The following is a 26,374-nucleotide window of genomic DNA, read 5'->3' as shown; positions in this document are numbered from 1 at the left end:
CAGCAGGGGAGGTGCTGGTTTCGAGAGGTGGGCGCAAGCGTCACACAGGGATCGTTTTAAGCGAGCTTAGAAGTCGTACGTGACCGACAGGCGGCCATAACGCGGGTCTTGCGTGATGAGCGGTGCGCGGTACAGCGGGTGCGGCGTGCCACGCGACTGCCATTCCGTCGGGTAACGGAAGACGGCGCGCTGCTGGTTGGTCACGTTGAACACGTTGGCCGAGAAGGCCAGGCGATCGCCACCCCAGGTCGGGCGGTAGGTCAGGCCCAGATCCCACTGGTAGGTCCACGGCAGGCGGCCCTTGTCACCCGGGGGCGACGGCTGGCCATCACACCAGTGGTAGGCGCTGCCGTACAGGGCCGGATCGGTCTGGCCCGGGCCGTAGTAGCCGAGGCAGACTTCCGGGGCGCCCGAGGCGATCTGGAAGTTGCTCGACAGCTGCCATTCCGGCGCGAACTGCCAGTAACCATAAGCCTTGAACACGTGCGGGTGGTCGTTACCCAGCGGGCCGTTGGCGTAGTTCATGACATAGCTGTTATCCCAGTCCATGCTGCCGGCGGCGCCGTTCTGGCGCGAGTCGGTACGCGACTGGCCCTCGGTATTACCGTACGAGCGCGAGTACACGTAGTCGAACTTGCCGTACCACACGCCATCGAACTGGTGCTCCATGAAGAGCTCGACGCTGTAGTACTTGCGGCGCGTGGCCGGCATGCCCATTTCCTTGCGCGACAGGTCGGTGGTGAACGCATTGCCGGCCGGGTCGAGCAGGGTGAACGTGTTGGAATGACCACCATTGACCAGGTAGCAGCTGTTGGTCGAACCCACCGTGTGGCCTTCCGCTTCGGCCTTGTTCTTGACGAGGTCGATATCGCAGAAGTCATCGATGACGGCGTTGAGCTTGCGGTAGGTCAGTTTCGTACCGTAGGTCCAGTTATCCCCAAGCGTCTTGTCGAAGCCGAGGATGTATTCGTCCTGGTTCTCCGCTTTCAGGTTCTTGCCGGCCACGGTGCGCGGGTCAGGCGGGATGCCGTACGAGTTGTTGCCCGACACCACGCCGCTCATCTGGGTCAGGCCCTGCGGCGTGCCGTCGGCGGCGATACCCGAGTACGTGTAGTACTGCTGGGTCGCGATGTAGCCGGCGGCCGCACCCGTCGCCGGGTTTAGCGGCAGGCCGAGATAGTACCGGCCTGCGTTGGCATAGACCTTGAAGCTGCCATCGCCATTCACGTCCCAGGCCGCACCGAGGCGGGGAGCCCACTGCGGACGCGTCTGTTTGATGAACGGCTGGCTGAACTGGTTGTAGTCAGTGAACTGATCGTTGCGCAGGCCGGCCGACAGCAGCCAGCGGTCGCTGATCTGCCACTTGTCCTCGATGTACTGCGCCTTCTGGTCGGAACGCACGTTGACCAGGTTGTAGACGACGCTCTTGTTCACCCAGTAGCCGGTCTGGCCGTTGGCGAACTGCGCGGGTGCCGGGACGAAGTTGCGGCCCGGAGTGCTATTGATCTCTTCGTTCGGATCCTTCGAAAAGCCATAGCTCCAGCTGTAACCCGGGCCCGGGCTGATCGAACCAAAATCAAGCACCTGCGACTTGACGTTATCGATACCGGCGGACAGCGTGTGGTCGCCCAGCACGTACTGCACGTCGAAACGAAGGTTGTTCGACTTGTTGCCACGGCCCGGCGAGCTGATGTCAGCGACCTGGGTGTTCTTGATCGCCGAACCACCGTTGAGTGCGGGATTCTGGTTGCCCGAACCATCGACGCGGGCCAGCGTCGGATCGTAGTTGCCGGCCTGGTCGTAGTTCTTCACCGACATCTTGCCGTACTGAGCGCTGATGGTCAGGTTATCGGTGATATAGCCGGTGTACTTCGCATTCCAGAAATCGCCACCGACCTTGGTGTCGTTCACCGGGCCGATGGTGTTGGTGCGCGACATGTCGACGTAGTTGTAGCCGTAGCGCGTGCCGCTACCCGAGCGCTTGTCACCGACATCCGTGAATTCGAGGATGTTGCTGTCGTTGATGTTCCAGTCGAGCTTGGCGTACCAGCGCGGGTTCTTGTACGTGTTGGTCGAGGCCGGCGTGCTGTTGTCGACGGCGTTGACGTTGCGGTAGCCCTGCTTCTCGAACTCGGTGGCGACGAAGAAGAACAGCTTGTCCTTGATCAGCGGGCCGCCAGCGTAAGCGCTGACCGTGGTCGACCACTTGTCGTTCTGACTCTTCGGCTGGTACAGGTCACCGGCCGGTGCCGAGGACGGCGTATTCACGTAGTGGATGTTCGGGCCGGAGGCGCGCGCCCAATTCGGCTCCCACAGGATCTGCGCACCAAAGTGCCACTCATTGGTGCCGCGCTTACCCACCTGGTTGATCACGCCGCCGTCGGAACGACCGTACTTGGCGCTATAACCGCCCGTATAGACCTCCTGCTGGTCGATGGCGCCGTACGGCAGCTGCAGGCCGCCGGCCGCATTCAGCGGATCGGTGGTGTTGAAACCGTTGACGTAGTACGCGTTCTCGTTGGACGCCGCGCCGCCAAAGCTGGCGAGCGGACGGCCGGTATCGCTGGTGAAGCCGCCGCCGTTGTTGACGACGCCCGGCGCGAGGCGAGCCACGGCTTCGGCGCTGCGGCCGAGCGGCAGCTTCGCAAGCTGTTCGGAGGTGATCACGGTGCGCGAGTCGACCGACGTCACGTCGATCGGCGGCATGGCCGTGCCGGTCACGGTGACGCCGCTCAGCGCGGTTGCATCGGTCGCGGTGGCGGCTACCGGTGCGGCGAACGATACGTCGGTGCTGGCGCCGACGCGCAACTGGACGTTCTTGCGCGTGTCGACCACGGTGCCATCACGCATCAGCGTGACGGTGTAAGTACCCAGCGGCAGCTGGGTCAGCGAGTAGCGGCCGCGGTCATCCACGCTGGTCTCGCGGTGGAGGCCGTTGGTGCTCTCGACGACGATGGTCTGGTTGCCGTTGGCCGGCACGGAACCGTTGAGGTTACCGGTGGTCGACTGCGCGTAGGCGGTGCCGACACCGCCAAGGCAGGTAGCCAGGGCGAGTGCCAGGGCGGTCCTGCGATTGAGAAACTGGTGCTTCATGCCTTCCCCGAATGGTTAATACCGAAATTGACGGCAACACGGGGCCGAAGCAGCGGGTGCATGCCCGCCGCTTTCGTTTGCTGGAGCCAAGTGCAGGCCCTCCCCGCGCTCCGTCGCAACTAATCCATTTGCCTCGATCCAAATGAATTGCAGGGAAGATGTACATCAGGGCCGCGGTGATGTCTAGCGTCTTTCAGACACCGACGCATAGCCGTATAGCCGTCTGAACGCATTGCTGCGTCGCAGCAGAAAATCGAGTAACTATGGGTATTTGTGTAAATTCATGCTGACTTGGTCGAATTATGTAAACGTTTACATATAGCCCACGAAAAGCCGCAAGAAATTTTCGAACACGCCCCTTCACATGCCTCGTTTCACTCACGTTTCATGCACATTTGGATCGTGCTAATTCTCAATGTTCCTGCGACTCGTCTATTTGACCCGGGTAAAAGCTACACTTTCACCGGAGGTCACTGCAGAAAATGGGTCTGGGTTCCGTGAAAGCGGCACCCGGTAAACCATTCGAAAGCCGGTCGTTCGTGGTATTCGGCCAGGCGAAGCCATACGTAACTGATTTCGTCAGATTCGAAAGCGAACAGCCTGTGCCACTTGCCAGTCTCGCCGCAGAACATAGACTAGGCGGGTATCGGGGGACGTGGTGGAAGCAAGGCTGGCATGAAGATCGATCGCGGTAGCGGCAAGCGTGCCGGGCCGGTGATGCTCAGCGAGGTCGCCGAGCGGTTGCGCAATCCGCGCATCGACCGCATCGTGGCGAGCTTCCGCGAGCATCACGTATCGCTCGTGCGCACCGTGTTGCTCGGCTTCATCGTGGTCTGGACCGCGGCCTGGCTCGATGGCCCGTTGCCTATGGCACGCGAGTCCCACGGTGCCTTCCCCATCGCCCTTGCCTTGTTTGTCGCCAGCACCTTCTGGATGCTGTTCTTGCGCGCGGGCTGGTTGAAGGTCACGCCCAAGCTCGATGCGGTCGGGCAGGTGGCGAACTTTGCCATGGCGGCCCTGCTGCTCAAGGCGGGCTTCATGCTCGTCATCACCGTGACCGCGGTGCTGCCGTTCCTTTCCGTGGCTGTGGGCATGCGTTACAGCCGGCGCGCATTCGCCGCCAGCGTCGTCGCTTCGGTGGCGATCCTCGCCGTGGTGGCGCCCGATGGCTATTGGGTCAACCGACCGGCCTATGCGCTCTACGCGCTGGCGCTCACGGTCGTCCTGCCGATGACCTTGTACCGCATGATCGATGCGTTGCGTGAAGTCTCGGCGGAGGCGATCGCCTCACGCGAGGCCCAGCATCGTTTCATCTCCATGATGAGCCACGAGATGCGTACGCCGCTCAGTACGGTGATCCACGCGGCCTCGCTCATCGATACGTCGGCGATGAGCGATGACCAGCGCCGCCTCGTCGCCTTGCTTTCGACCAGTGCCAACGCGCTCCTGCACCGCGTGAACGCCGTGCTCGATGTGGCCTCGTTCGCCGGGGGCAGTTTCAGTCTTCGGCAGCAGGCCTTCGCCTTCGACGAAGTCCTCACGACGGTTGGCGCGGTCTGCCGCCCATCCGCCGCTGAGCGGCGCATCGGGTTCAGCGTATCCCGCGATGCGTCGGTGGAAGGGGTGTTCACCGGCGATCCGGGGCGGATCGAGCAAGTGCTATCCAACCTGGCGTCGAATGCGTTGAAGTTCACACCACCCGGCGGTACGGTCGATGTGCGCGTGGAGCTAAGCGAAGGCATCGGTGGTCGCGATCCGATCATTACCTGCACCGTGGCCGATACCGGCATTGGCATCGCGGATGCAGACAAGCAGCGCATCTTCGATCCATTCCAACAGGTCAGTGTGGGTGAGAGCCGGCGCCAGGAGGGTGTCGGGCTCGGCCTGTACATCGTGCGGAATGTCTCCGGGCAGATGAACGGGCATCTCGAGGTGACCGACAACCCCCTGGGTGGTTCGATCTTCACCTGGCGCTTCCCGATACCCCGGGCGGCGCATGGTGCGCGCAGCATGGCCGATGTGCCGCTGGTCGATCTCCTTGATGCGCACCGTGCCCGCGTGGTGCCGCAGACATGTCTGGTGGTGGACGACAATGCGGCCAACCGGGAAATCGTCGGACGGATCCTGGAGCGGGCAGGTCACCATTGCGTCTTCAGCGCCAGTGGCGATGAAGCTCTGGCCCGTCTTGGCCAGGGCGGGTTTGATCTGATTTTCATGGACCTGCACATGCCGGGCAGCTCGGGTTGGGATGTGCTTGGACGGATCGAAGTCCTGCGGCGCACCCAGGCGATGCCTCCTATCGTGATGCTGAGTGCCGATTCCAGCCAGGATGCCGTGCGCATTGCCTTCAAGGCCGGCGCGCGCGCCTACCTGACCAAGCCGATCGCGGCCCAGCGCCTGCTCGATATCATCGAGACGATCGCCGCCGAACACTCGCTGGCGACCGCCGCGAGGGCGTGGCAACCCGAGCTCCCCGGGATCGAAACGCGCCACGGGCACACCACGCCGCTCGACGAGATGCGCGCGCTGGCCAGCCCCGCGGAGTTCGCCAGCTTCCTCGATCTGTGCTCGGTGGCCTCCGATGGCCACGTCGATGCCTTGCGCGAGGCGATGCTCGAACGCGATATCGCCGCGGCATCGGAATCGTTGCATGCGTTGCGCAACGTCCTCGGTAACCTTGGCGTGCCCGGTGCCAGCCGCGTCTGCGACGACCTGGGTGTGTTGATCGATGCCGGCGGCGATATGCATACGGCCGTGGCGGAACTCGATGCGTTGTGCCGTTCGGTGGGCCACTACGTTACCTTGCAACGCCGCCACGCGAGCGCGCCCACAGGTAGCGCCGCGTGACCACTCTGGAGGCGCTGGCGGACGAGATTGAGCGACGCGAACGCGGTATGCCCGGGCTGAAGCCCGATAACGAGGCGCGCATCGTGTTCCTTGAGGGAGCACCCCGCGTTCGACGGCCACTTGCGCTCGTCTACCTGCATGGCTTCACGGCCAGCCAGGCCGAAGGCGAGCCGGCGCACCGCGCACTGGCCGCGGCCTGCGGGGCGCACCTTTACCTGAATCGCCTGCACGACCACGGTACGGACGCACCCGAGGCCATGGCCGGGGCATCCCCGCAGGCGTGGCGCGATGATGCGGACGCGGCTTTCCGGGTCGGGCTCGCCCTGGGCGAGCGTATCGTTCTGGTCAGCACATCCATGGGCGGCTCACTCGCGCTGGATCTCGCTGCCGCCTATCCCGACTGCGTGGCGGCGCTTATCACCTGGTCGCCCGGGATCCGTGTCTTCGACGAGGAGCAGCTGCGTGCAGCCACGCTGCTGAAGGGGCCCGTGGTGCCGCCGGGTGATCGCACGCCGTACCAGCGGCAGTACTGGTCATCGGTGGTCCACTCCGACGCATACCGTGCGATCGCCCGGTTGTTCATTGAGCGCATGCAGCCTGGCAACCTTGCCCAGGTCCGTTGCCCCGTCCTCGTCGGCGCATGGGATGGCGGCCCGGGCGATAGCGACACGCTGACATCGGTCGCCGCGATGCGCGAGGCATTCAGCTGGCTGGGCACGCCGCCCGAGCAACGGCGCTTCATCGCTTACGACCACGCCGCCCATGTGCTGGCTAACCCGAATCGCTCGCCGGCCGCCTCACGCGTGCTGGCCGATGCGCGAGCCTTCCTGGACGAACATGGTCTTTGCGCCACTGCGCATCGGCCATAGGTCGAAGCGACGCGGCCACGCGGAACCGCTATCGTTGCAGCCTTGGCAGCATGGGGTGGGGATGCGGTTCGAACGGGCGATCGCCGCGATACGGGCGGTAATGTTGGCCCTGGCTGGCTGGGTGGCGCTTGCGGGCGTCGCGCTGGGCATGGATACCCGCGACCGCAGTATCGACCAGTTCTACCATACAGCCTGGACCGTGCGCGAAGGCGCGCCCGGCCAGGTGACGGCACTTGTCCAGACCGCGGATGGCTTCCTTTGGCTGGGTACGCAGACCGGCCTTTACCGGTTCGATGGCGTGCGCTTCGAGCGTTACCGGCCACGTACGGGCGGCGATTTCCCGGCTTCCAGTGTCGCCTCCCTCTACGCCCCGCCCGATGGCGGCCTATGGGTAGGTTTCCGCTATGGCTTCGCCAGCTATATCGATGGCGACAAGGCAACGCACTACGGGGCCAGCTCCGGCCTGCCGACGGCCACGATTTATGCGATGGCGGGTACGCCCGATGGCCGTGTGTGGGGCGCCACCTTCAACGGACTCGTGGCGTTGCGCGATAACCGCTGGCATGTGGTCGGGCCCGCGATGGGCCTGCCGGGGATCCGGGCACGCAACCTTACCGTCGATCGCGAGGGCCGTCTTTGGGTCGCCTCGGACGTTGCGCTCGCCTGGCTGCCTCCCGGCGGCGATCGATTTGTCGTCGCCACGCGCGACGTAGGCAAGATCAACCGTATCAGTGAAGCACCTGACGGCAGCGTTTGGGTGGCTGACGTGGATCGCGGTGTACTGCCGCTGTGGCATGACACTGGCGATCCGGCCGCGGTGGGCCCGAGCCTGCGTGTGTCGTCGTCGGGGATGCTGTTCGACAGGGATGGTGCGCTATGGGTCGCGGCGATGGGCGATGGCCTGCGCCGCGTGCCGCGTGTCCATGATCTTGCTCGTCAGGCCATCGAAGCCGAGGGCAGTGCCGCGCAGCGCTTCGTCGAGCGTGATGGGCTCACGTCCGATTACATCAGCGCGATCATCCAGGACCGCGAAGGCAATATCTGGGTGGGCGGTAGTCGCGGCCTTGATCGCTTCCGTGCCAGTCGCTTGTTGCCCGCGCCGACCCCCTCGGGCGCTACCGATTTTGCGATCGCGCCGGCTGCCTCGCGCGGTATCTGGATCGGCACGAAGAACCGGCCGCTGATGCGTGTCGATGCCTTGGGCGCGTCCACCGTGGATTTCCCGCAGGCCATAACCGCTGCCGCGCGTGACGACCGTACAACCTGGCTGGCAGGCCCTGGCGGCGTGTGGACGATGGAAGGTGATGCGCCGGCGTTGTTCGCCTCGTTGCCGGTCGAAGACTTCACTGGCGTGCAGGCGATTACCGGCGACGGCCATGGCGGCGTATGGGTCTCGATCAACCGACCCGGTGTCTACCACTACAGCCAGGGTGACTGGCACCGTGAACTCTTGCCGGCTGTCGCCAACGATCCCTCGCCGCTGGTGCTGGTGCGCGATCGCACCAACCGCCTGTGGATGGGCTTCGCGCGCGATACGATCATCGTTCGCGATGAAGCCGGGCACGATACGGTGATCGGTGCGCGTGATGGCCTCGAGGTCGGTAATGTCACGGCCCTGCTCCCGGACAACGACGTGACGTGGGTCGGGGGTGAGCGTGGAATCAATATCATCGATGGCGGCCACGTACACGTACTGGCGCTGCAAATGGACCTGCGTGGTATCTCGGGCATCGTGCGTGATCAGCAGGGTGACTACTGGGCAAATGCATCGCAGGGCATCGTGCGTATCCGCGGTAGCGATGTGGCTCACGCGCGGCGCGATGCGGGGTTCAGCGTTCCCGTCACCCTGTTTGATTCGCTGGATGGCTTGCCTGGAACGCCCGCGCAGTTCCGGCCGTTGCCGACCGCCGTGGCCAGCGACAATGGGCGGCTATGGTTTGCCACGACGAGTGGCGTGGTCTCGATCGATCCAGCGGATGTACCCCGGAATACGCTGCCACCGCCGGTCACCATTCGCGGTATCGCGACGGACATGGGTTGGTTTGAAACGGCAGGGCGCGTCGAATTACCGGCGAAGAGTGCGCGCCTTCGTATCGAGTACACCGCCACGAGCCTTTCCATGCCGGAGCGCGTGCGTTTTCGTTACCGCATGGATGGCATCGATAAGCACTGGCGCGATGCAGGGACGGATCGCGAGGCGGTCTACACGGATCCGCCACCTGGCCACTACGTCTTCCGCGTCACCGCCGCCAACGAAGATGGCGTGTGGAACGAACAGGGCGCATCCATCGGGATCGACGTGGCGCCAGCCTTCTACCAGACAGCCTGGTTCGCGGCGATCCTGGCGATCATCGGCGCTGCAGTGGTCTGGGCGCTGGTGCTGATGCGCGTCCGTCGGGTGGAGACGCAACTGCGCGAGCGCCTGCATGAGCGCCACGCCGAACGTGAGCGAATTGCGCGTGAACTGCACGACACACTGCTACAAAGCATCCAGGGCCTGATGATGCGCTTCCAGGCTGTCGCCAATCGCGTGCCACATGGCGAGCCCTTGCGTGCCTCCATGGAGAGTGCCCTGGATCGTGCGGAGCTGGCGCTGGTAGAGGCGCGGGATCGCGTTCGCGACCTGCGCGACCACCTCGGTGATACCGTCGCGCTGGATATGGGGCTGGTCGAACTAGCTCGCGCCTATGCCGATGAGCATGCCGTACCCGTGACCGTCGACGCACCCCCGGTGTGGCATGGCATGGATCCGCTCGCGCGCGACGAACTCTACGGAATCGCTCGCGAAGCCGTGCACAACGCGGTGGCACATGCCCACGCGAGCCGGATCGACGTAAGCCTGCATCGTGAGGGCGCGGAGGTGGTGCTTGGCGTCTATGACGACGGGCAGGGCATCGGTCCGGGGATCCTCGCCGCGGGCCGGCCGGGCCATTGGGGATTGCGTGGCATACATGAGCGCGCCGAGAACATCGGCGGCAAGGCGTCGATTACTTCATCACTGGGCGGCGGCACGCACGTGGTCGTACGCGTGCCGATTTCCCGGGTGATGCCGCTACCTGCGTGGTGGCGGCGCTGGATTCCGGGTGCCTAGCGATAGCAGCCGTCGGCGAACTGGCCTTTGGCGACCGGGCACAGGATGGCGGCGAATCCACCATTCGCAGGGACATCGAGGATAAGCGCGCCATCGGCGGTCACGTTCTGCGCGGAGCGCGTGACGTCACCACGGCCGCGGCCGTCGCGCACGATATCCGCATGCCACGGGCCCACGCCGAGCGACGCCAGCGGCACACTAAGCTGGCGCGCCGGTCCCGCGGCGATCGCGCCGATGAACCAGCGATCACCGTTGCGCCGCGCGAAGATCGCGTCCTCGCCCGGCGTACCCGAGATCAACTTCGTTTCATCCCACGTCGTGGGGATCTGGTCCAGGAACGCAAGCGCGTTCGGTCGCCGTTGGTACGCTTCCGGGCTATCCGCCAGATGGGTCCAGCCGGATTCGAACACGATGGGCAGCGCGACTTCATGCGCGATGCTTGCCTCCTTACGGCCAGCATCGAAGGCAACCGGCGTGTAATCCATGGAGCCGACCACATTACGCGTGAACGGCTGGATCGTATTGCCTACCGCCGGCGGGTCGTTCTCGGCGCCGCGCACGCCTTCCATCGTCATCAGGTGCGGCCAGGTGCGCGCGAGCCCATGCGGGATGGTGCCGCCATGGAAGTTGACCATGAGCTGCAGGCGCGCTGTGTCGGCCAGGGTCTCGTCGTACCAGCGAAAACGTGCCTGGCTATCCGAGCCCATGAAGTCGATCTTGACCCCCTTTGCGCCCCAGCCTTTGACACGAGTGAGCCACGCCTGGCGCTTCGCCGGAGTATCCAGCGTCGTCCAGGGAAACCACATCAGCACGTCCACGTGCTTCGCATTGGCATAGCGGATGAGCTGGGGCACCCAGGTTTCGCTCCAGCCTTCGTCAAGCAGGACATAGGGCATGCGGTTGGCCGCGGCGAAGTCCACGAACGCCTTTTGCCTGTCGAAGCTTTTCGGGCTGTCGTGCTCACTGAGCCACGACCAGGCGACGCGGCCGGGACGAATCCACGTGGTATCGGCTAACTTCGACGGATCGGCGAGGTCATCCACGAGGGTCGATTCGGTGACCGTGGCGAGATCGCCCGCGATGATGGTGCGCCAGGGTGTGGTGCCCGTGCTGTCAACGCGGCTGTCGGCCAGCGTTAGGCCGTACGTCGGCGTGTTCGCGACGTGGACCAGCCGGCTACCGTCGTAGCGGCCGTCGGCGTTGGCTTCCGTGATCAAGACATAGCGCTGGCCCGTGCGGAACAGGGCGGGGTAGCCGTAGTCGCCTTTCGGGGCGGCGATGGCCGTGGTCTCGAGACGTTCCTTCTCGTTGCTTGCATCGTAGGGAAGCAGCCACGCACGGGCGTCCGGCGGTAGCGCGTAGCGTGTGGCCTCGCCGATGACCGTGGTTTGCGTGGTGCCGGGCAACTCATATCGGAACGCGACGCCATCGTTGGCCACGCGCACGACGACATCGAGTTTCTCACCCTTGTCGTTCTGCAACGCATAGCGTGTCTCCGCGAGATTCGCGCTACGGACGAGGCGCTTGCCGGTGGTCATCCGGTAGTTCTCACTGAGGTTACGCTGGGTCGTCCCGATCAGGCGAAGGCCGTGGGTCAGGTCGCTGCCCGAGGTGCGCAGGCCGAGCGTGGCGTCGACCAGTGCCTGGCCCTGTGGATCGGTGACGGTGAGCACAGGGCGCCCGCCCTCACGGAAGACCACGGTGGCCAGCGGCGGCGCGGCGAACGCGGGCATGGCCACCAGGGCGGCGAGGGTGGCGGCGAGGCGGTGCGACGTCTTCATGCGAATTCCTGGTTGGGACCTACCGGGTCGCCGAGCATTCCACAGCGTTGCGCAGGCGATCAAGGAAGACGCGACGCGCGTGAGAACCGCGTCAAGGCAAACGCCCGTTACCATGGCGGGCATGACCGATGTCCCTTGCGACTTCCTTGATCTGTTGGAATCCGATGCCACGTGGCGTGAACCAGGCGCCTTTCGCTGGCGTGCGGACGCGCTCGATCGGCTAGACCTCTTGATGCTGGCGATGAGCGACGAGGCACAGCGCCAACGCGCCGATGCGTTGCTGGATGGCATGGCCGCGGTGGATGAAGTCTTGTTTGGAACCCTGCGTGACGCGATCCGCGCCGGCGAGGGCAGGGCCGCGCTCATGCCCTGGCTGGACATCGGCGAGCCGGTGGGTGCCCACTACGACGCGTTCGACACCTTGCTGGCAGGTGTATTCGCGATCGAAGAGCCGATGCCAGAGGATCCCCGGCCACCGACCGATATGGTCTTCTACCAGCCGACGCCGGCACGCCATATCGTCGATGCTGTCCGCCGCACGGGGCTTTCACCGGAAGACCATGTCCTCGACCTGGGTTCGGGTCTCGGCCATGTGCCCCTGCTCGCACGCATTCTCAGCGGCGCCACCGTGAGCGGGGTGGAGCGTGAGCCTGCCTACGTCGCCAGTGCACGCAGTGCTGCGGCATCGCTCGGATTAGCCGACATCGCCTTCGCATGCGCTGACGCCCGCGACGCCGATTATTCGGTGGCGAACGTGTTCTACCTGTTCACGCCGTTCATTGGCCCCGTTCTGCGCGACGTCACGGCACGCATCGAAGCGGAAGCCCGCAAGCGTCCGCTTCGCGTCATCGCGCTAGGCCCATGCACCCGCACCTTCGCCCGCCAGCCCTGGCTCCGCAGCGCAGATCCCAACCCAGAAGCCCACGACCGCGTAGTCATCTACGCGAATCTGTAGGAGCGCGCTTGCGCGCGATAGCCTCACCGCCCGTGAAACCGCCCCGTCGTTCCACCCACCGAAATGCTGACGCCACCGGTCGGGTGCTCACAGCTGCCAAACGCCTGCGACAGACTCACCGCGCCACCTTGATAGCTGCCGCTACCCCCATGGCTGGCGCTGACGACCCCGGTGCTGACACTGCCATGCACCTGGGGCTTGTTGTAAGTGGCGTCATCACAGCGCGGGCCGTCGTCCTCGACATCGGCCCCGGCGATCTGGCCGCTGGTATCGCCGTAGTACGTGCCCGGCGGATCCTTGGGGTGCGCCGGGGTGACCGCGACGCTTTCCTTGCCGTTCTTCGAGCCGGTGGCGGCCACCGACGAGGCGGATGCCGGGGCAGGGGCCGTGCTTGACGCGGCCGGCACATAATTCGGTGGGAGGTTCAGGTTGAGCGGCTGCCGGGCGGCATCCTGCGCCATGGCGGCGCCAGCCAGCAGGGAAAGGGTGGTGAGGGCGAGGATGGACTTCATGGAGCGCTCCGGGGGACCTGCCATTGAACGCCTCAGGTAGCGTCCGGTGTACGGGGGTTGGAACGCCCGTTCAGTGGGGAGTTCCCCGCATGCGCCGGATCACGCGCGAGCGCGCCCGGCACAGCCTCTATCATGCCTCTTCGGGCTCGCTCAGGGGTGGCTCGCCCAGGCGGGCGCGCAGGGCATCGATTTCACGGCGCAGGTTGCGGTTCTCGGCCTCCAGTTCGGCGACCTGCTCGCGCAGGGCTACCACGTCGCCCGACGGCTTCTCGCGCGGCTTGCGCTTCGATTCCCGGACCCGCTTGGCGGCGTCCTTGAGTTCCTGGTCACCTGCCGAGGCCGCCGCCCGCTGCTCATCCTCCGGCAGCGAGGCCACGGCGGCGCCCGCGCTGATCGACAAAGTGCCGGATTTCACCGCCGCCACCACTTCGGGGGCGGCTTCCTTGCGGATTTTTTCGATCATGCCCACGGCGTTGGCGCTGATCCGGGCCTCGCGGGCGATTTCCTTGCGGTCGTCGTTCGGGTTCGGCCGTGCCGCCTTGGGGCGCGCCGGCTCCGAGCCGTTGGCATCGAACGGCAGGTCGTTCTCGTCCTTCGCGGGGGCCTCGGCCTCACGGCGCTGGGCCAGGATCTCGCGCTTGCGCAGGGCCAGCACACCCCGCTGGAAATCGGAGACGCTACGCCGGCCCAGGTGTTGCTCGATCATCCACAGGTGGACGTCGTCGATGGACTGGAAGCGCTCGTGCTGCACGGTCTTGAAGGGAATATCGTGCTTGCGGCAGATGCCGTAGCGGTTGTGGCCATCGACCAGCGTATCGCCCCACAGCACCAGCGCATCCCGGCAGCCCTCAGCCAGCAGGCTGCGCTCCAGGGATTCGTGCTCGTCCGGGGTGAGCGGATCGATGTAGGCCTTGAGTTCTTCGTTGACGACGATATGCATGGAATAGGAGCGCGATGGCAGACGGGCGGCCGCGCATTCTAGTGCCTCCGGGTCTCATCTGCAGCGACCGGCAGGGCTTGACAGGTGCCGGCAGAGAGACCGAGCTTGGGTGGGGCGTGGCTTGCGGGGCGTTCCGAAGGTACGCTGCGGTGGGTCCGCTTTCTCCCTCAAGGAAATCGTTGGCATGAGTATGGAAACCGTTGAGATCAAGGCGTTCGTCCCGGCCCGGGACTTTGAGCTTTCCAAGTCCTTCTACACCGACCTCGGTTTCGAGGTGGCCTTTTCATCCGAGGATCTGGCTTACCTGAAGGCCGGGGAGTGCGCGTTCCTGCTCCAGGCGTTTTATGTGAAGGAGCATGCGGCTAATTTCATGATGCACATGCTGGTGAAGGACGTGGATGCGTGGTGGCGTCACGTTGAAGATGCTGGGCTGGCCGCTAAGTATGGGGTGCGTGCCGATCCGCCCGCGGACCGACCGTGGGCGATCAGGGACTTTGTACTCGCCGATCCTACCGGCGTGCTGTGGCGCATTGGCACCCATATCGAACCATTCCAGCGTTAAGAACGGAGATGTCATGAAAGCGACCAGGGAACCACATGCGAACCTCGATGCTTCTGCATTAATCGACGCCCGCATCGAGAGCCTTGATGACTGGCGCGGGGACACCCTGGCGCGCATGCGCAAGCTCATCCACGACGCCTTGCCCGATGTCGTCGAAACCTGGAAGTGGATGGGTACGCCGGTGTGGGAGCACAACGGCATCATCTGTACAGGCGAGAGCTACAAGGACAAGATCAAGCTGACCTTCGCCAAGGGTGCATCACTTCCCGATCCCGGCAAGCTGTTCAACTCGAGCCTCGACGGCAACATGCGCCGCGCACTGGATATTGGCGAAGGCGTGAAAGTGGATGCCACGAAGTTCAAGGCGCTGGTGAAAGCCGCAGCTACACTCAACGCAACGAAGAAGACAGCGCCCAGGAAGCCGCTCGCCAAGAAATTGTAGGAGCGCGCTTGCGCGCGATCACCCGCCGCGGGAACGCTCGTTAACCCGCCGCATCGCCGCCGCCAGGGCAACATTCCCACTACCTTCGACCCCACGCACCGTGCCTTCGAAATCGGAAGGCGTGCGATTCTGGCTGAGCTTCAGCTTGCCTTCGATCCGCGTGATGTCGATTTCGATACCGACGATATGGGCAAGTTGCTCGGCAAGGTAGTCGGCAGGTGCGTCGCTCATCCGCCATGGCTCGGGTAGCCGGCTCTCATGCTCACGTGTCAGTCGCGCTACCACGCCGCGTACATATTTCTCGTCGTCGATGATGCGGACGCACCCATGCACGTGCACCACCTCGTAGTTCCACGTTGGCACATGGCGGTGGGTTTCCTGCTTGCTGGGATACCAGTTCGGCGAGATGTAGCCCTGTGCGCCGCGGAAGACCACCAGCACCTCGTCGCCATCGACCGCCTCTTGCCACAACGGGTTTGCCCGCGCGACGTGGGCTACCAGCGTGCCAGCGGCGCCACGATCTTCATCCAGAAGGAATGGCACGTGATTCGCATCGAGCCCGCCGGATGTATGCGTTACGAGCATGCCGAGCGGAAACTCGCGGAGCAGCGCGAAAAGCAGGGTCGTGTCGGTTTCAGCGAACAGGTCGGGTACGTACATGGCGGGCTTCAGTACTCGGGTGGGGAGGCGATCAGTGCAGCGGCCGTACTAACAGGAACACGCAAAGAAGCAGCATGAACAACGCGACCGATCCATCCATGATGCGCCATGCCGTCGGGTTCCTGAAGACGGGCGTGAGCAGCTGTGCGCCGTAACCCAGGGTGAGGAACCACGCGATGCTCGCTGCGCACGCGCCGGTCGCGAATACCCAGCGCAGCATGCCGGGGTAGCCGGTCGACAAGCTGCCGAGCAGGATCATGGTATCCAGGTACACATGCGGATTGAGGAAGGTGAAGGCCAGGCAGGCAAGGGCGGCCTTGTACCAAGCCGGCTGGCTGGCGCCGGAGGGCGCTAGCCCACCACCGCCGCGCCAGGCGCGGGCGGCGGCCATCAGGCCGTAAACGGCGAGGAACGCCGCGCCACCAAAGCGCAGGGCCTCGAGCAGCCATGGTGCGTGCTGCACAAGGGCACCGATGCCGGCGACGCCGAGGAGGATGAGCAGGAGGTCACTGAAGGCACAGATGGCCACGACGAGGCCCACATGCGAGCGCTGGAGGCCTTGCCTCAACACGAACGCATTCTGGGCGCCGATGGCCATGATGAGCCCGGCGCTGGCGGCGAAGCCAGCGAGAGCGGTTGTCAGGATCATGGGAGGTTCCACCGAAGGTATGGACCCATGATGAAGGTGCCTCTTGGTTTAGACAAACTAAGGATTCTTTGTGCGCATAAGAATTGCTAATCTGAGCCTATGGACCTCCTGCATCCCCAACTCGCCGCTTTCGCCGCGATCATCGAAGAAGGTAGCTTCGAAGGCGCCGCGCGGCGCCTGGCTGTCACCCCCTCAGCGATATCGCAGCGGATCAAGGCGCTGGAAGACCGCCTGGGACAGGTACTGGTCGTCCGCCAGGTGCCTTGCAAGCCGACCTCAGCCGGCGAACGCCTGCTCCTGAGACTCCGCCCCATGCAAGCGCTGGAAGCAGAGGCGATGGCGGATTTCCTGCCCGAGGAAGTGAGGCCGTCGCAGTCGCGCCCGATCGGCATCGCCGTGAATGACGACTCATTGCATACCTGGGTCGTCACGGCGCTCGCCGCGCTGCACGAACAGCACGGCTATTTCTTCGATGTGCGCGTGGATGACCAGGACCACACGCTCGACCATCTACGTGAAGGTGCGGTGCTAGGCGCGATCACGTCGGAACGGAAACCCCTTCAGGGCTGCAATGTCTTTCCCCTGGGCCGCATGCGCTACCACGCCATCGCGTCGCCAGGGTTTGTGCGCCGACACTTTCCGCATGGCATGGACGCTTCATCACTTGCTGGCGCGCCAATGATCGTGTTCAACCGCAAGGATGAATTGCAGGCGCGTTATGTGCGCCGGGTGACCCGGGCGAAGGTGACACCGCCGATCCACTACCTGCCGACGTCCACGGGTTTCGTCGAAGCGGCCGGGAAGGGGCTGGGCTGGTGCCTCGCCCCCGACCTGCTCGCCCGGCCCGCGCTGGACGCGGGAGAGGTCGAGATCATCGATGCAGGGCGCATGCTTTACGTGCCGCTGTATTGGCAGTGCGCGAGCGTGCGTTCCAGCACGTTGCGGCAGATCACCCAGACCTTGCGCCATGTCGCAGAAAGCGCGTTATCGCCCGATGTGGGGTGACCTGGCTTAAGGCCCGGGGCATCCATGTCCGAAGCCAATCCGCTATTTTTCGTGGGTGAGCGGTAGGACCTTCTCACGGAGAACCTTGTACTCCGCATCGATCACGTCCTGATTCGGATCATGGCCAGAGTGCTCAAGCAGCACCCAGCCTTTCTGCGGCGCCTTGATCTGGTCGTAGTATCGGCGCGCCACATCCGGGGTCGCCAGCAGGTCCTGCTTGCCTTCGATCAGGAACACCGGGATCGCGAAATCCGTGCCGAGCGCGGGCAGATTGGCGTGCGCGAGCATCCCGTCGCCGTGCATGCCCACGAAGTTGATGAAGGAATAATCCTCACCGTTCGTGTAGTCCTCGGTGGCCTTCGGCGTAGTGTATTCCGGCGCCGCGTGCCACGTTGTCGGTGGCGGCGTAGTGACCTTCGCCTCGTATGCCCGGATGATCCGGCGAACCTTGCCGAAGCTGCGCGGATCGGTCCAGGGCGGTGTTCCCACCTGCTTGAGAACATCGAGCGACGGCTGGTCATTCGCCGCCAGAGCCAGGGCCACGAGTTTTTTATAGCTCTCGGCCTGGTTATCCAGCGAGTTCACGACCTGCGAGGTGCCGACATACGCGTAGAACAGGTCCGGTCGGGACTTCGCCATGTAGACGCCCAGGATCGATCCCCAGGAACTGCCCCATAGAATTACCTTGCGTTTGCCGTAACGCTGGGCAAGGTATGTGGCGAGTTCGTTGCCGTCCTGCGCCATGCGTTCGATCGTCAGCGTCTCGCCTTCGGCGGGCGGGCTGCGGCCGTAGGTCATGCCCGCGCCGCGCTGGTCCCACTGGACCACGATGAAATCCCTGGACCAGCTGCCGTACATCGACTCGGACAGAGGGCTGAGCGGGTTACCGGGGCCACCGCTGATGAAAAGAATGATGGGGTTGGCGCAGTTATCGCCTTTGGCGGTGACCCATTGCTCGATGCCGCCGATGCGCACGAACTCGGCACTATCGACTTTGCCTGGCTTACCCTTGCAGGCGGCGTCCAGCGCGACGCGGGCGTGCCCGGTTGCCGCTTTGTTTTCCGCGCCCTGCGAGATCGGCGCGTACGTCCCCAGGACCGAAAGCGCGGCCGAGACCATCAATGCTTTCCTCACCCCATTCCCCCGTCATCTGGCCGGCTGGCCGCTGGTTCTGGAATGTATCCGAAATGAGCCGTATCTGCCGGTCTTAGGCTACTCTCGCCTTTCTTCCCGCGATGTTGGAGGTCCCATGAAACGAGTCACCGGCATAGGCGGCATCTTCTTCAAAGCCAAAGACGCCCCCGCCCTGCGCGAGTGGTACAAAACGCACCTCGGGATCGATGTGCAGGCCTGGGGTGGCGCTGCTTTCACCTGGGACGATGGTGAAGGCAATCCGGTCGGTGGAACGACGATCTGGTCGGTATCGTCGGGGACCGACGGGCAGGTGCCGGAGGGCAGGGCGTTCACCATCAACTACCGTGTCCACGACGTACACGCCCTGGTGAAGGTGCTCCGCGAAGAGGGCTGCGAGGTGGTCGGTAACGTCGACGAATCCGACTATGGCAAGTTTGCCTGGGTCATGGATCCGGAAGGCAACAAGGTGGAGCTATGGGAGCCGCCGGCGGGGCAGTAAGGCACGCAGGCCACGGTGAGCATCGGACGGCCCTTGCCGCCCGATGTCACTGGCGTTTTTGTCTAGCTGCAGTTGCGTGCCGCCTTGATGATGTCGCGACCCGGTTTGGCTTCGGGTGACTCGGTGTGGATTAACACCAAAGAACTGACTCGCCCAGCGTTAAGGACTTGTACGACGGCTACGACCGCCGGATCGCCGGCCGGATTCGTACCAACCACCCGCAGATCCAGGCCGTCATTCCTGGTCCCGGAGTAGCTCCGTGGAAAATCCTTCTGCACGACCGGCATCAGGCACTGGGCGAATTCCGACGGGGTGCGTGTGGTGCTGAAGCTCTTGAGCGGGGAGTTGGGGGCCACTGCCTCTTGCGCCGAAGCGATGAGTGGGCAACCCAGGCAAAGCAAGCCGGCAACGATCAATGTGCGCACAACGACTCTCCTTGGCTGTTGGACGAGCGGCCGCGGACATGGCCGTCCGTCGATTCTGCGCGCAAAAGCGGGAGCCCGCCACTGACCGGGATTTTCTGTGAAAACGGCCGCCCGATGGGCGGCCGTTTTCACCAATCCATGGATCAGCCGTTATACAGCTTTATAGAACAGGCTGCGTGGCGACCGCCGACGGGAAATTACCGACGTTGACGGTGGCGACGACCTTGTTGGTGATCGGATTGATCACCGAGACCGTGTTCGAAACCGAGTTCGTGACATAGACGCGGCCGAGCGGGATGCTGACGGCGATCGGGCCCGGTGCGGTGCCCACCGGCACGGTGGCGATGACGCTCTTGCTGGTCGCGTCGATCACCGACACCGTGGCGTCGGCAAGGTTGGACACGTAGGCGCGGGTGCCGAGCATGCTGGCGGCCACGGCATCCGAGCTGTTGCCGGTGGCGATCGTGTCCTTCACCTGGTTGCTCGAGGTATCGATGATCGACACGTTGTTCGTACCCTGGTTCGCCACGTAAACGCGGGCGCCGAAGGGGCCGACATCCAGACCCGTCGGATTGCTGCCGACCGGTACGGTGCTTACGAGTTGCTTCGTCCGGGTGTTGACGACCGAGACCGTGTTGTCGGCAAAGTTGGCGGTATACAGGAAAGCGCCGGTCGGGCCTGTGGCGACGGCGAACGGCAGGGTACCGACCGACAGCGAATCGACGACGGTGTAGCTGCGAGTGTCGATGACGGACACCGTGCCGTCGTTGGCATTGGCCACATAGGCGGAGCGCCCATCCGGGCTGATGGTCACGCCGTAGGGGAAACCACCCACCGGGATCGAGGCGACGACCGTATTGGTGGAAGCCTTGATGACCGAGACGGTGTTGTCGCTGGCGTTGGTCACATAGACCTTGGCGCCATCGGGACTTACGGCAACGCCCAGCGGCGTGTTACCGACGGGAATGGTGGCCGAGACCGAGTTGCGGGTGGTATCAATCACCGAGACCGTGTTGTCGTTCTGATTCGCCACGTAGGCGTTCGTGTTGATCAGGGAGCCAGCGGCGGCGGGCAGCGCCGCGCCAGCAAGGAGAAGGGGAAGCGCGCAGCGGGCCGCGCCCTTAAGCATCGTGTGCTTGGTCGTCATGGGATATCTCGTCGTTGGAGTGTGGGCGCAATCTCACGCCCGCCATGACATGGCCGGAATCGGATCACCCGATCTCGTGCTTGCGCAGGGTGAACATAGCGCCGACCCGTTACCGGCATTTTCCCCCGGGGTTACGCGAGATATTTCACGGGCGTGGCAGGCGCCTTCCCGTGCGCCGCGGTATTTGATGATTGGGTGGGAGATGGGAATGGCCGTCCCTGGCCATGAGCTAGCTCACCAGCGGGGTTGCAAGGCCACCGCGATAGGGCCACGGCCCGTACCCACGGTCGCGACGACCTTGTTGGTGAGGGTATTGACCACCGATACCGTGTTCGAGCTGAAGTTAGTGACATAAACGCGCCCGGCACCGCGGTCGACAGCAAGCCCGGAGGGATTGTCGCCGGTCGGCACCGAAGCGATCGTACGCTTGGTGAAGGGGTTAACGGCGGTCAGGGTGCCATCGGTGTCGTTGGTCAGGTAAACCGGAATGCCTAGCGCGCCCACCGCGACGCCATCCGGACCACCCGGCGCGGCCATCGTGCCGACGACGGTGTTCGAGGAGGTATCGATCATGGTCAACAGGTTGGTGTCGTAGTTAGCCACGTAAACGCGTTCACCTAATGGACCGATAGCGATCGCTGCCGGTGAAATATCGACCGGCAGCGTCGCAATGACGTCCAGCGTGGCGGTATCCACGACGCTCACCGAGAAATCGCCTGCGTTTGCGGTGTAGATGCGCGTGCCCGACGGATTGATAGCGAGAGCAAGCGGGATGCTCCCGACGGGGACCGTGGTGACAACGGCGTTGGTCGCGGTATCAATCACCGTAAGCGCACTGTCATTGGCGATTGCCACGTAGGCAAGCGCGCCATTGGGGCTAAACACGACCGCCGCCGGGGCATGCCCGACCGGCACCGTGGTGCTTATCGTGTTTGTTTGTGCATCAATGACCGAGACCGAATCGCTCGAACCATTGGCCACGTACACATAGCGGCCGTCCGGACGCACGGCGACTCCTATCGGGTTCTTGCCCACGGGTACGGTAGCGGCCACCGTATTCGTCTTGGTATCGACAACCGTGACCGATCCACCAAAGTCATTCAGTACGTAGGCATTGTTGTTGTGCGCTGCGACGGCGGGTAGCGCCACGCTTGCCAGCAAAAGCGGAAGCGTGGTGCGAATCAGGCGACCCTTGAAAGTCATTGCGTCTTTCGTCATGAACATTCCTCCGATGAGTTGCTTGAGCGCATGCATGCGCCCCCTGGTTGGAGGTCCTTGGTCAGACGATTCGCTTCGCACCGCAGTACGCCGCGGGTAGTGCGGCGTACTGCGCTCGGCCAACATGGATGGATCCCCCGCGCCATGGTGCCTGCAAGTTTCTGCGGAAGTCCATGGGGCTGGCCTATCGTGTGGATGCCTGGGTTGCGGCATGATGGCGCCGGCCAGTCAGCGGACTGGTCGCCTGATGCATGGAAGGGTCAGCGCAAGCGCACTACGACAGGGGCGGGCGCGGATTTCCACGGGGGTTGCTAAAATGCGGGGATGCAACCCATTGACCCCTCGGCCTTTCGCCTCACCGTAGCCCCCATGATGGACTGGACAGACCGGCATTGCCGGTACTTCCACCGTCTACTGTCGCCGCATGCCCGTCTGTATACCGAGATGGTGACCAGCGCCGCGCTGGTCCGCGGCGGACAGATCCGCCTGCTGGAGCACAGCCATGAGGAGCACCCGGTCGCCCTGCAGTTGGGTGGCAGCGATCCGGTTGAGCTCACCAGGGCGGCGGTCCTCGGTGCGCGGGCGGGGTATGACGAGATCAACCTCAATGTCGGCTGCCCGTCCGATCGGGTCCAGTCCGGTAAGTTCGGCGCCTGCCTGATGCGTGAGCCGGAGCTCGTGGGCGAGTGCGTCCGGGCCATGGCCGAGGTGGTGGATGTCCCCGTGACCGTGAAGTGCCGGATCGGGGTGGATGACCAGGACGAGTACGCCGACCTCCAGCATTTCACCCAGGTCATGATCCAGGCGGGGGTGAAGATCCTCGTCGTCCATGCCCGCAAGGCCTGGCTGGAAGGCCTTAGCCCCAAGGAGAATCGGGAGATCCCGCCGCTCGACTACGGCCGGGTCTACCGGCTGAAGAAGGAATTCCCGGACCTCACCATCGTCATCAATGGCGGCATCACCACGGTCGAGGCGGTCCAGGAGCATCTGGCCCATGTCGATGGCGTGATGCTGGGACGCGCGGCGTACCACGACCCGTTCGTCCTGGCCCAACTGGAAACGGCCCTCTATGGCGCCCCAATGGCCGATCGCAACGACGTCCTGGAGCGCATGCGTATCTATATCGAGGCCGAACTGGCCCGCGGCACGGCGCTGAAGCACATCACCCGGCACATCCTCGGTCTCTACCAGGGTGAGCCGGGTGCGCGCGGTTTCCGCCGCCAGCTGTCCGAGGGCGCCCACCTTGCCGGCGCCGATTGGGCCTTGATCGAGGCGGCCATGGCACCCCTGCGCCGGGCGGCCTAAGTTTCGTTCAGCTTCAGGCGGGGCGGCCATCGGCATGATCGGCCATCCGCATGACACCGCGCCTGACATGAAAATCACGTTCCGCCCGCTAATTTTCGCCGCCATCTGTGCCGGCGCACCCTTTGCCGCCCTGGCCCAGCAGTCGATGACGCTGGAGCAGGCGGTGGCCAAGGTGCAGAAAGATACCGGGGGGAAGGTGCTTTCGGCGGATACCCGCCTTGTCGAGCGCGGCCGGATCACCGAATACCGGGTCAAGGTCCTCACCCTGGATGGGCACGTGAAAGTGGTGCCCCTTCGAACCGAAACCGCCAAACCCCTGGATGCCACCGCCGGGGATACCAAGGAGAGACATTAATGCGAATCCTGCTCGTTGAGGACGAGGCCCCGCTGCGCGAGACCCTCGCTGCGCGCCTGAAGCGTGATGGCTTCGCCGTCGATGCCGCCCAGGATGGCGAAGAAGGCCTGTATCTGGGCCGCGAAGTGCCGTTCGACCTGGCCATCATCGACCTGGGCCTGCCCAAGCTCTCTGGCATGGATCTGGTCAAGGCCCTGCGTGAGCACGGCCAGCGCTACCCGATCCTGATTCTCACCGCGCGTGGTAGCTGGCAAGACAAGGTCGAAGGGCTCAAGCACGGCGCCGACGATTACCTGGTCAAGCCGTTCCACGTCGAGGAACTGCTGGCGCGCATCAACGCGCTGGTCCGTCGCGCCAGCGGCTGGTCCAAGCCGATCCTGGCCTGCGGCCCGATCAAGCTCGATACCACGGCCCAGACGGTCACCGTTGAAGGCCGCCAGGTCGACCTCACCAGTTACGAGTACAAGGTGCTCGAGTACCTGATGCTCCACGCCGGCGAGCTGGTCTCGAAGGCGGACCTGACCGAGCACATCTACCAGCAGGATTTCGATCGCGATTCGAACGTGCTCGAAGTGTTCATCGGCCGCCTGCGCCGCAAGCTCGATCCGGAGAGCGCGCTCAAGCCGATCGAAACCGTACGCGGCCGCGGCTACCGTTTCGCGATCCCGCGCAACGAAGCGGACGAAGACTAAAACTATCGTGGCGGCGTAGCACGACGCTGCGCCGCCACGAGGGTATTGCGAAGCATGGAAAACGCTTCATCGACCAAACGCCGCCCCCTGTCGCTGGCTGCGCGCGCCGCGCTTGCCACGGGCTTCGCGCTGGCGGCCTTCCTCGGCCTGACCGGCCTGGCGCAGAACAAGGCCAACTACGCCTCCGAGTTGTCGGCCATGCACGACCGGCTGCACAACTACGCCATCGCGTATATCACTGGCACCGACATCACCCGCGCGGGCAAGGTCACCACGCCCGATAGCCAGCCGAATCCCGACTTTTCGCGTCCGGGCTCAGGCCTCTACGCGATCGTCCTGGGCAACGATGGCTTTCGCTGGGAGTCGTCATCCGCATTGGGGCGCGATTTTGATTTCGTGCGCATGCTTTCGCCGGGCGAGACCGCCTTCGAGCCGGTGGAAACACGCAGCGGCAAGCTGTATGTCTTCAGCTACGGCGTGTCGTTGGACAGCACCGACAAGCGCAGCGTGCCGCTGACCTTCGCTGTCGCGCAGACCGAAGACCAGTTCGAACGCCAGGTGGCCACCTACCGTCGCACACAGTTCCTGTGGCTGGCCATGCTCGGCATGATGCTGATGCTGCTCCAGCTGTTCCTGCTGCGCTGGAGCCTGCTGCCACTGCGTCGCGTATCCGGTGACCTGGCGCATATCGAACGCGGTGCGCGCGACCATCTCGATGGCCCGTATCCGGTGGAGCTCACCGTCCTTACGCGGCGCCTCAACGCCTTCATCGATAGCGAGCGCGAACAGCGCTCACGCTACCGGGACACCCTGGCCGATCTCGCACATAGCCTGAAGACGCCTCTTGCGGTGATTCGTTCGCAGCTGGAAACCGATGGCGATGCGCGCAGCCTACGTGGTGACATCCTCGACCAGGTGCGCAAGATGGACGAGATCGTCGCCTACCAGCTTTCGCGCGCGGCCACGTCGGGTCGCCGCACCATTGCGTCTGAAGAACCTATCGCGGGTCATGCCGAAGACCTGGTGCAGAGCCTCGAGAAGGTCTACGCGGCGAAGAACGTGCTCTGCGAGTTTGAACTCGACGATGGCGTTGCCTTCCCGGGTGAGCAGGGCGATCTGCTGGAGCTGATGGGCAATCTCGTCGAGAACGCCTTCAAGTGGGCCTCGCACCGTGTGTTGCTGACCGCGCGTGCGATTCGCCACGGCAAGAGCGGCAGCAATGGCCTGGAACTGATCGTGGAAGACGATGGCCCGGGTATTCCGGATGAGAAGATCGAGAAGATCCTCCAGCGTGGCGTACGTGGCGACGAGCGCGTGCAAGGCCACGGCATTGGCCTCTCCATCGTGCAGGACATCATCAAGGCCTACCAGGGCACGTTGCATGTCGACCGGTCCGAAGAACTCGGCGGCTCCCGCTTCCGGGTGACGATCCCGCCGGGTTAACTCGCGGTGGGCGAGGGCCCATAGAAATCCGCGAGAAGCTTCGCGACCTTGGGTTCGGCCTGGCGCAGCACGGCGGGCTGCGAAAAATGCAGTTCGCTGGTGACGGCGAAATACTCTTCAGGCGCTTCGGCCGCGTACGGATCGATCGCGGTGTCGCGGTGGTTTTCGACCTGCTTTACGAGCTTGTCGAAACCCGACTGCATCGTGCGAATCCATTCGCGCCGGTTCATGCCCGAGAGCAGCGGTGGCACGCCATTCGCCGGTGCGGAAAGCATATCCAGCTTGTGTGCCATCTCATGGATCACGACGTTGATGCCATCCCATGGCGCCTCGATGTCGAGCTTGACATCGGCCAGCGACAGCACCATCGGGCCGCGATCCCACGCTTCACCGATCAACGTGTCGTCGCGTTCGGTCACCACGCCGCTGTGCGCGTCACGGTGGCTGCGCCGCACGTTGAACTCACCGGGGTAGACCAGGACGTTAGTCCAGCCCTTAAAAGCCTTCGGTCCGCGCGGCAGCGCGGGGAGGCTTGCCTGCATCGCGATGACCAATTGCCAGAACGGATCGAGCTGGGCGCCATTCAAGGCATGGAAGCGTTTGCTATGCAGGAAGAGTGCAGCCAACTGGCGCAGGTAGTGAAGACGTGGCGCGTCGAGCGCCCGGGCCAGTGGCACGCGGGCCACGGCTTCTTTCCAGCGAATGTCATCGTTGGGGGGTACAGGCGCACGAAAACGCGCCAGGAACGAC

23 protein-coding genes are annotated in these 26,374 nt (G+C 64.2%); 12 read left to right on the top strand and 11 right to left on the bottom strand.

The genetic code is table 11. From position 1 onward, the window contains the following. Nucleotides 1-66 precede the first annotated feature (66 nt). Nucleotides 67-3,093 carry a TonB-dependent receptor gene (locus VGN46_RS15435; RefSeq protein ID WP_331644755.1) on the bottom strand — a complete coding sequence of 1,009 codons (3,027 nt, stop codon included), beginning with the start codon at nucleotides 3,091-3,093 and terminating at the stop codon, nucleotides 67-69. 675 nt (nucleotides 3,094-3,768) lie between these two features. On the opposite strand from VGN46_RS15435, the gene VGN46_RS15430 reads away from it, so the two are divergent. From VGN46_RS15430 to VGN46_RS15420, 3 genes are all read left to right on the top strand, one after another. Beyond that, on the top strand, nucleotides 3,769-5,940 hold the full coding sequence (locus tag VGN46_RS15430) for a hybrid sensor histidine kinase/response regulator (protein WP_331644753.1): 2,172 nt from the start codon (nucleotides 3,769-3,771) through the stop codon (nucleotides 5,938-5,940). Then, nucleotides 5,937-6,809: an alpha/beta hydrolase gene (locus tag VGN46_RS15425; protein WP_331644751.1), complete on the top strand. Its 873-nt coding sequence runs from the start codon at nucleotides 5,937-5,939 to the stop codon at nucleotides 6,807-6,809. The genes VGN46_RS15430 and VGN46_RS15425 overlap by 4 nt, the downstream gene beginning before the upstream one ends. A gap of 61 nt (nucleotides 6,810-6,870) precedes the next feature. Further along, nucleotides 6,871-9,900: a sensor histidine kinase gene (locus VGN46_RS15420; RefSeq protein WP_331644749.1), complete on the top strand. Its 3,030-nt coding sequence runs from the start codon at nucleotides 6,871-6,873 to the stop codon at nucleotides 9,898-9,900. Here VGN46_RS15420 and VGN46_RS15415 read toward each other — a convergent pair. Further along, the gene (locus VGN46_RS15415; protein ID WP_331644747.1) at nucleotides 9,897-11,681 is read right to left on the bottom strand and encodes a glycoside hydrolase family 97 protein; all 1,785 of its coding nucleotides are present in this window, start codon (nucleotides 11,679-11,681) and stop codon (nucleotides 9,897-9,899) included. The two genes, VGN46_RS15420 and VGN46_RS15415, sit on opposite strands and share 4 nt — an antisense overlap. Nucleotides 11,682-11,802: 121 nt before the next feature. Between VGN46_RS15415 and VGN46_RS15410 the strand changes: the two genes are divergently transcribed. Next, entirely contained in the window at nucleotides 11,803-12,636 is an 834-nt protein-coding gene (locus VGN46_RS15410; protein ID WP_331644745.1) for a methyltransferase domain-containing protein, read from the top strand. A gap of 23 nt (nucleotides 12,637-12,659) precedes the next feature. Here VGN46_RS15410 and VGN46_RS15405 read toward each other — a convergent pair whose 3' ends face one another. Next, nucleotides 12,660-13,148 carry a hypothetical protein gene (locus VGN46_RS15405; RefSeq protein ID WP_331644743.1) on the bottom strand — a complete coding sequence of 163 codons (489 nt, stop codon included), beginning with the start codon at nucleotides 13,146-13,148 and terminating at the stop codon, nucleotides 12,660-12,662. A gap of 130 nt (nucleotides 13,149-13,278) precedes the next feature. Beyond that, nucleotides 13,279-14,088: a plasmid replication/partition related protein gene (locus tag VGN46_RS15400; RefSeq protein ID WP_331644741.1), complete on the bottom strand. Its 810-nt coding sequence runs from the start codon at nucleotides 14,086-14,088 to the stop codon at nucleotides 13,279-13,281. A gap of 184 nt (nucleotides 14,089-14,272) precedes the next feature. Here VGN46_RS15400 and VGN46_RS15395 point away from each other — a divergent pair, with 184 nt between their 5' ends. Beyond that, nucleotides 14,273-14,650 carry a VOC family protein gene (locus tag VGN46_RS15395; protein ID WP_331644739.1) on the top strand — a complete coding sequence of 126 codons (378 nt, stop codon included), beginning with the start codon at nucleotides 14,273-14,275 and terminating at the stop codon, nucleotides 14,648-14,650. Nucleotides 14,651-14,663: 13 nt separating this feature from the next. Beyond that, a complete protein-coding gene (locus VGN46_RS15390; protein WP_331644737.1) occupies nucleotides 14,664-15,092 on the top strand; it encodes a DUF1801 domain-containing protein in 429 nt (142 codons plus the stop codon). 18 nt (nucleotides 15,093-15,110) lie between these two features. Here VGN46_RS15390 and VGN46_RS15385 read toward each other — a convergent pair whose 3' ends face one another. After that, the gene (locus VGN46_RS15385) at nucleotides 15,111-15,752 is read right to left on the bottom strand and encodes an FMN-binding negative transcriptional regulator (protein WP_331644735.1); all 642 of its coding nucleotides are present in this window, start codon (nucleotides 15,750-15,752) and stop codon (nucleotides 15,111-15,113) included. A gap of 31 nt (nucleotides 15,753-15,783) precedes the next feature. Then, on the bottom strand, nucleotides 15,784-16,401 hold the full coding sequence (locus VGN46_RS15380) for a LysE/ArgO family amino acid transporter (protein ID WP_331644733.1): 618 nt from the start codon (nucleotides 16,399-16,401) through the stop codon (nucleotides 15,784-15,786). Nucleotides 16,402-16,500: 99 nt separating this feature from the next. Here VGN46_RS15380 and VGN46_RS15375 point away from each other — a divergent pair, with 99 nt between their 5' ends. Continuing rightward, a complete protein-coding gene (locus tag VGN46_RS15375) occupies nucleotides 16,501-17,406 on the top strand; it encodes a LysR family transcriptional regulator ArgP (protein ID WP_331644731.1) in 906 nt (301 codons plus the stop codon). 42 nt (nucleotides 17,407-17,448) lie between these two features. On the opposite strand, the gene VGN46_RS15370 is transcribed toward VGN46_RS15375, so the two are convergent. Continuing rightward, on the bottom strand, nucleotides 17,449-18,525 hold the full coding sequence (locus tag VGN46_RS15370) for an alpha/beta hydrolase (RefSeq protein WP_331644729.1): 1,077 nt from the start codon (nucleotides 18,523-18,525) through the stop codon (nucleotides 17,449-17,451). A 130-nt stretch (nucleotides 18,526-18,655) separates the two neighbouring features. Here VGN46_RS15370 and VGN46_RS15365 point away from each other — a divergent pair, with 130 nt between their 5' ends. Next, nucleotides 18,656-19,039: a VOC family protein gene (locus tag VGN46_RS15365; protein ID WP_331644728.1), complete on the top strand. Its 384-nt coding sequence runs from the start codon at nucleotides 18,656-18,658 to the stop codon at nucleotides 19,037-19,039. Between the two features lie 62 nt (nucleotides 19,040-19,101). On the opposite strand, the gene VGN46_RS15360 is transcribed toward VGN46_RS15365, so the two are convergent. The 3 genes from VGN46_RS15360 to VGN46_RS15350 all read right to left on the bottom strand — a co-directional run bounded on the left by VGN46_RS15360 (nucleotide 19,102) and on the right by VGN46_RS15350 (nucleotide 21,829). Then, nucleotides 19,102-19,464 (bottom strand): hypothetical protein, encoded by a 363-nt coding sequence (locus tag VGN46_RS15360; protein WP_331644726.1) that lies wholly within the window; start codon nucleotides 19,462-19,464, stop codon nucleotides 19,102-19,104. A 160-nt stretch (nucleotides 19,465-19,624) separates the two neighbouring features. Then, nucleotides 19,625-20,611: a beta-propeller fold lactonase family protein gene (locus tag VGN46_RS15355; RefSeq protein WP_331644724.1), complete on the bottom strand. Its 987-nt coding sequence runs from the start codon at nucleotides 20,609-20,611 to the stop codon at nucleotides 19,625-19,627. 234 nt (nucleotides 20,612-20,845) lie between these two features. Further along, complete coding sequence (locus VGN46_RS15350; protein ID WP_331644722.1) at nucleotides 20,846-21,829, bottom strand: beta-propeller fold lactonase family protein; 984 nt, start codon at nucleotides 21,827-21,829, stop codon at nucleotides 20,846-20,848. A 324-nt stretch (nucleotides 21,830-22,153) separates the two neighbouring features. On the opposite strand from VGN46_RS15350, the gene dusA reads away from it, so the two are divergent. From dusA to VGN46_RS15330, 4 genes are all read left to right on the top strand, one after another. Beyond that, nucleotides 22,154-23,134: a tRNA dihydrouridine(20/20a) synthase DusA gene (dusA, locus tag VGN46_RS15345; RefSeq protein ID WP_331644720.1), complete on the top strand. Its 981-nt coding sequence runs from the start codon at nucleotides 22,154-22,156 to the stop codon at nucleotides 23,132-23,134. A gap of 67 nt (nucleotides 23,135-23,201) precedes the next feature. Next, nucleotides 23,202-23,489, top strand: coding sequence for a PepSY domain-containing protein (locus VGN46_RS15340; protein WP_247332988.1), 288 nt, complete (start codon nucleotides 23,202-23,204; stop codon nucleotides 23,487-23,489). After that, complete coding sequence (locus tag VGN46_RS15335; RefSeq protein WP_331644717.1) at nucleotides 23,489-24,181, top strand: response regulator transcription factor; 693 nt, start codon at nucleotides 23,489-23,491, stop codon at nucleotides 24,179-24,181. Before VGN46_RS15340 ends, VGN46_RS15335 begins: the two co-directional genes overlap by 1 nt. 54 nt (nucleotides 24,182-24,235) lie before the next feature. Continuing rightward, nucleotides 24,236-25,624 (top strand): ATP-binding protein, encoded by a 1,389-nt coding sequence (locus tag VGN46_RS15330; protein WP_331644715.1) that lies wholly within the window; start codon nucleotides 24,236-24,238, stop codon nucleotides 25,622-25,624. Here the strand turns inward: VGN46_RS15330 and VGN46_RS15325 are convergent. Next, nucleotides 25,621-26,367, bottom strand: a complete 747-nt coding sequence (locus VGN46_RS15325) for a M90 family metallopeptidase (protein ID WP_331644975.1) — start codon at nucleotides 26,365-26,367, stop codon at nucleotides 25,621-25,623. The genes VGN46_RS15330 and VGN46_RS15325 overlap by 4 nt on opposite strands. Nucleotides 26,368-26,374: the final 7 nt, after the last annotated feature.

This window comes from Luteibacter sp. (assembly GCF_036500425.1).
GTDB lineage: Bacteria > Pseudomonadota > Gammaproteobacteria > Xanthomonadales > Rhodanobacteraceae > Luteibacter.
This window is presented reverse-complemented; position numbering and strand designations above follow the sequence as displayed.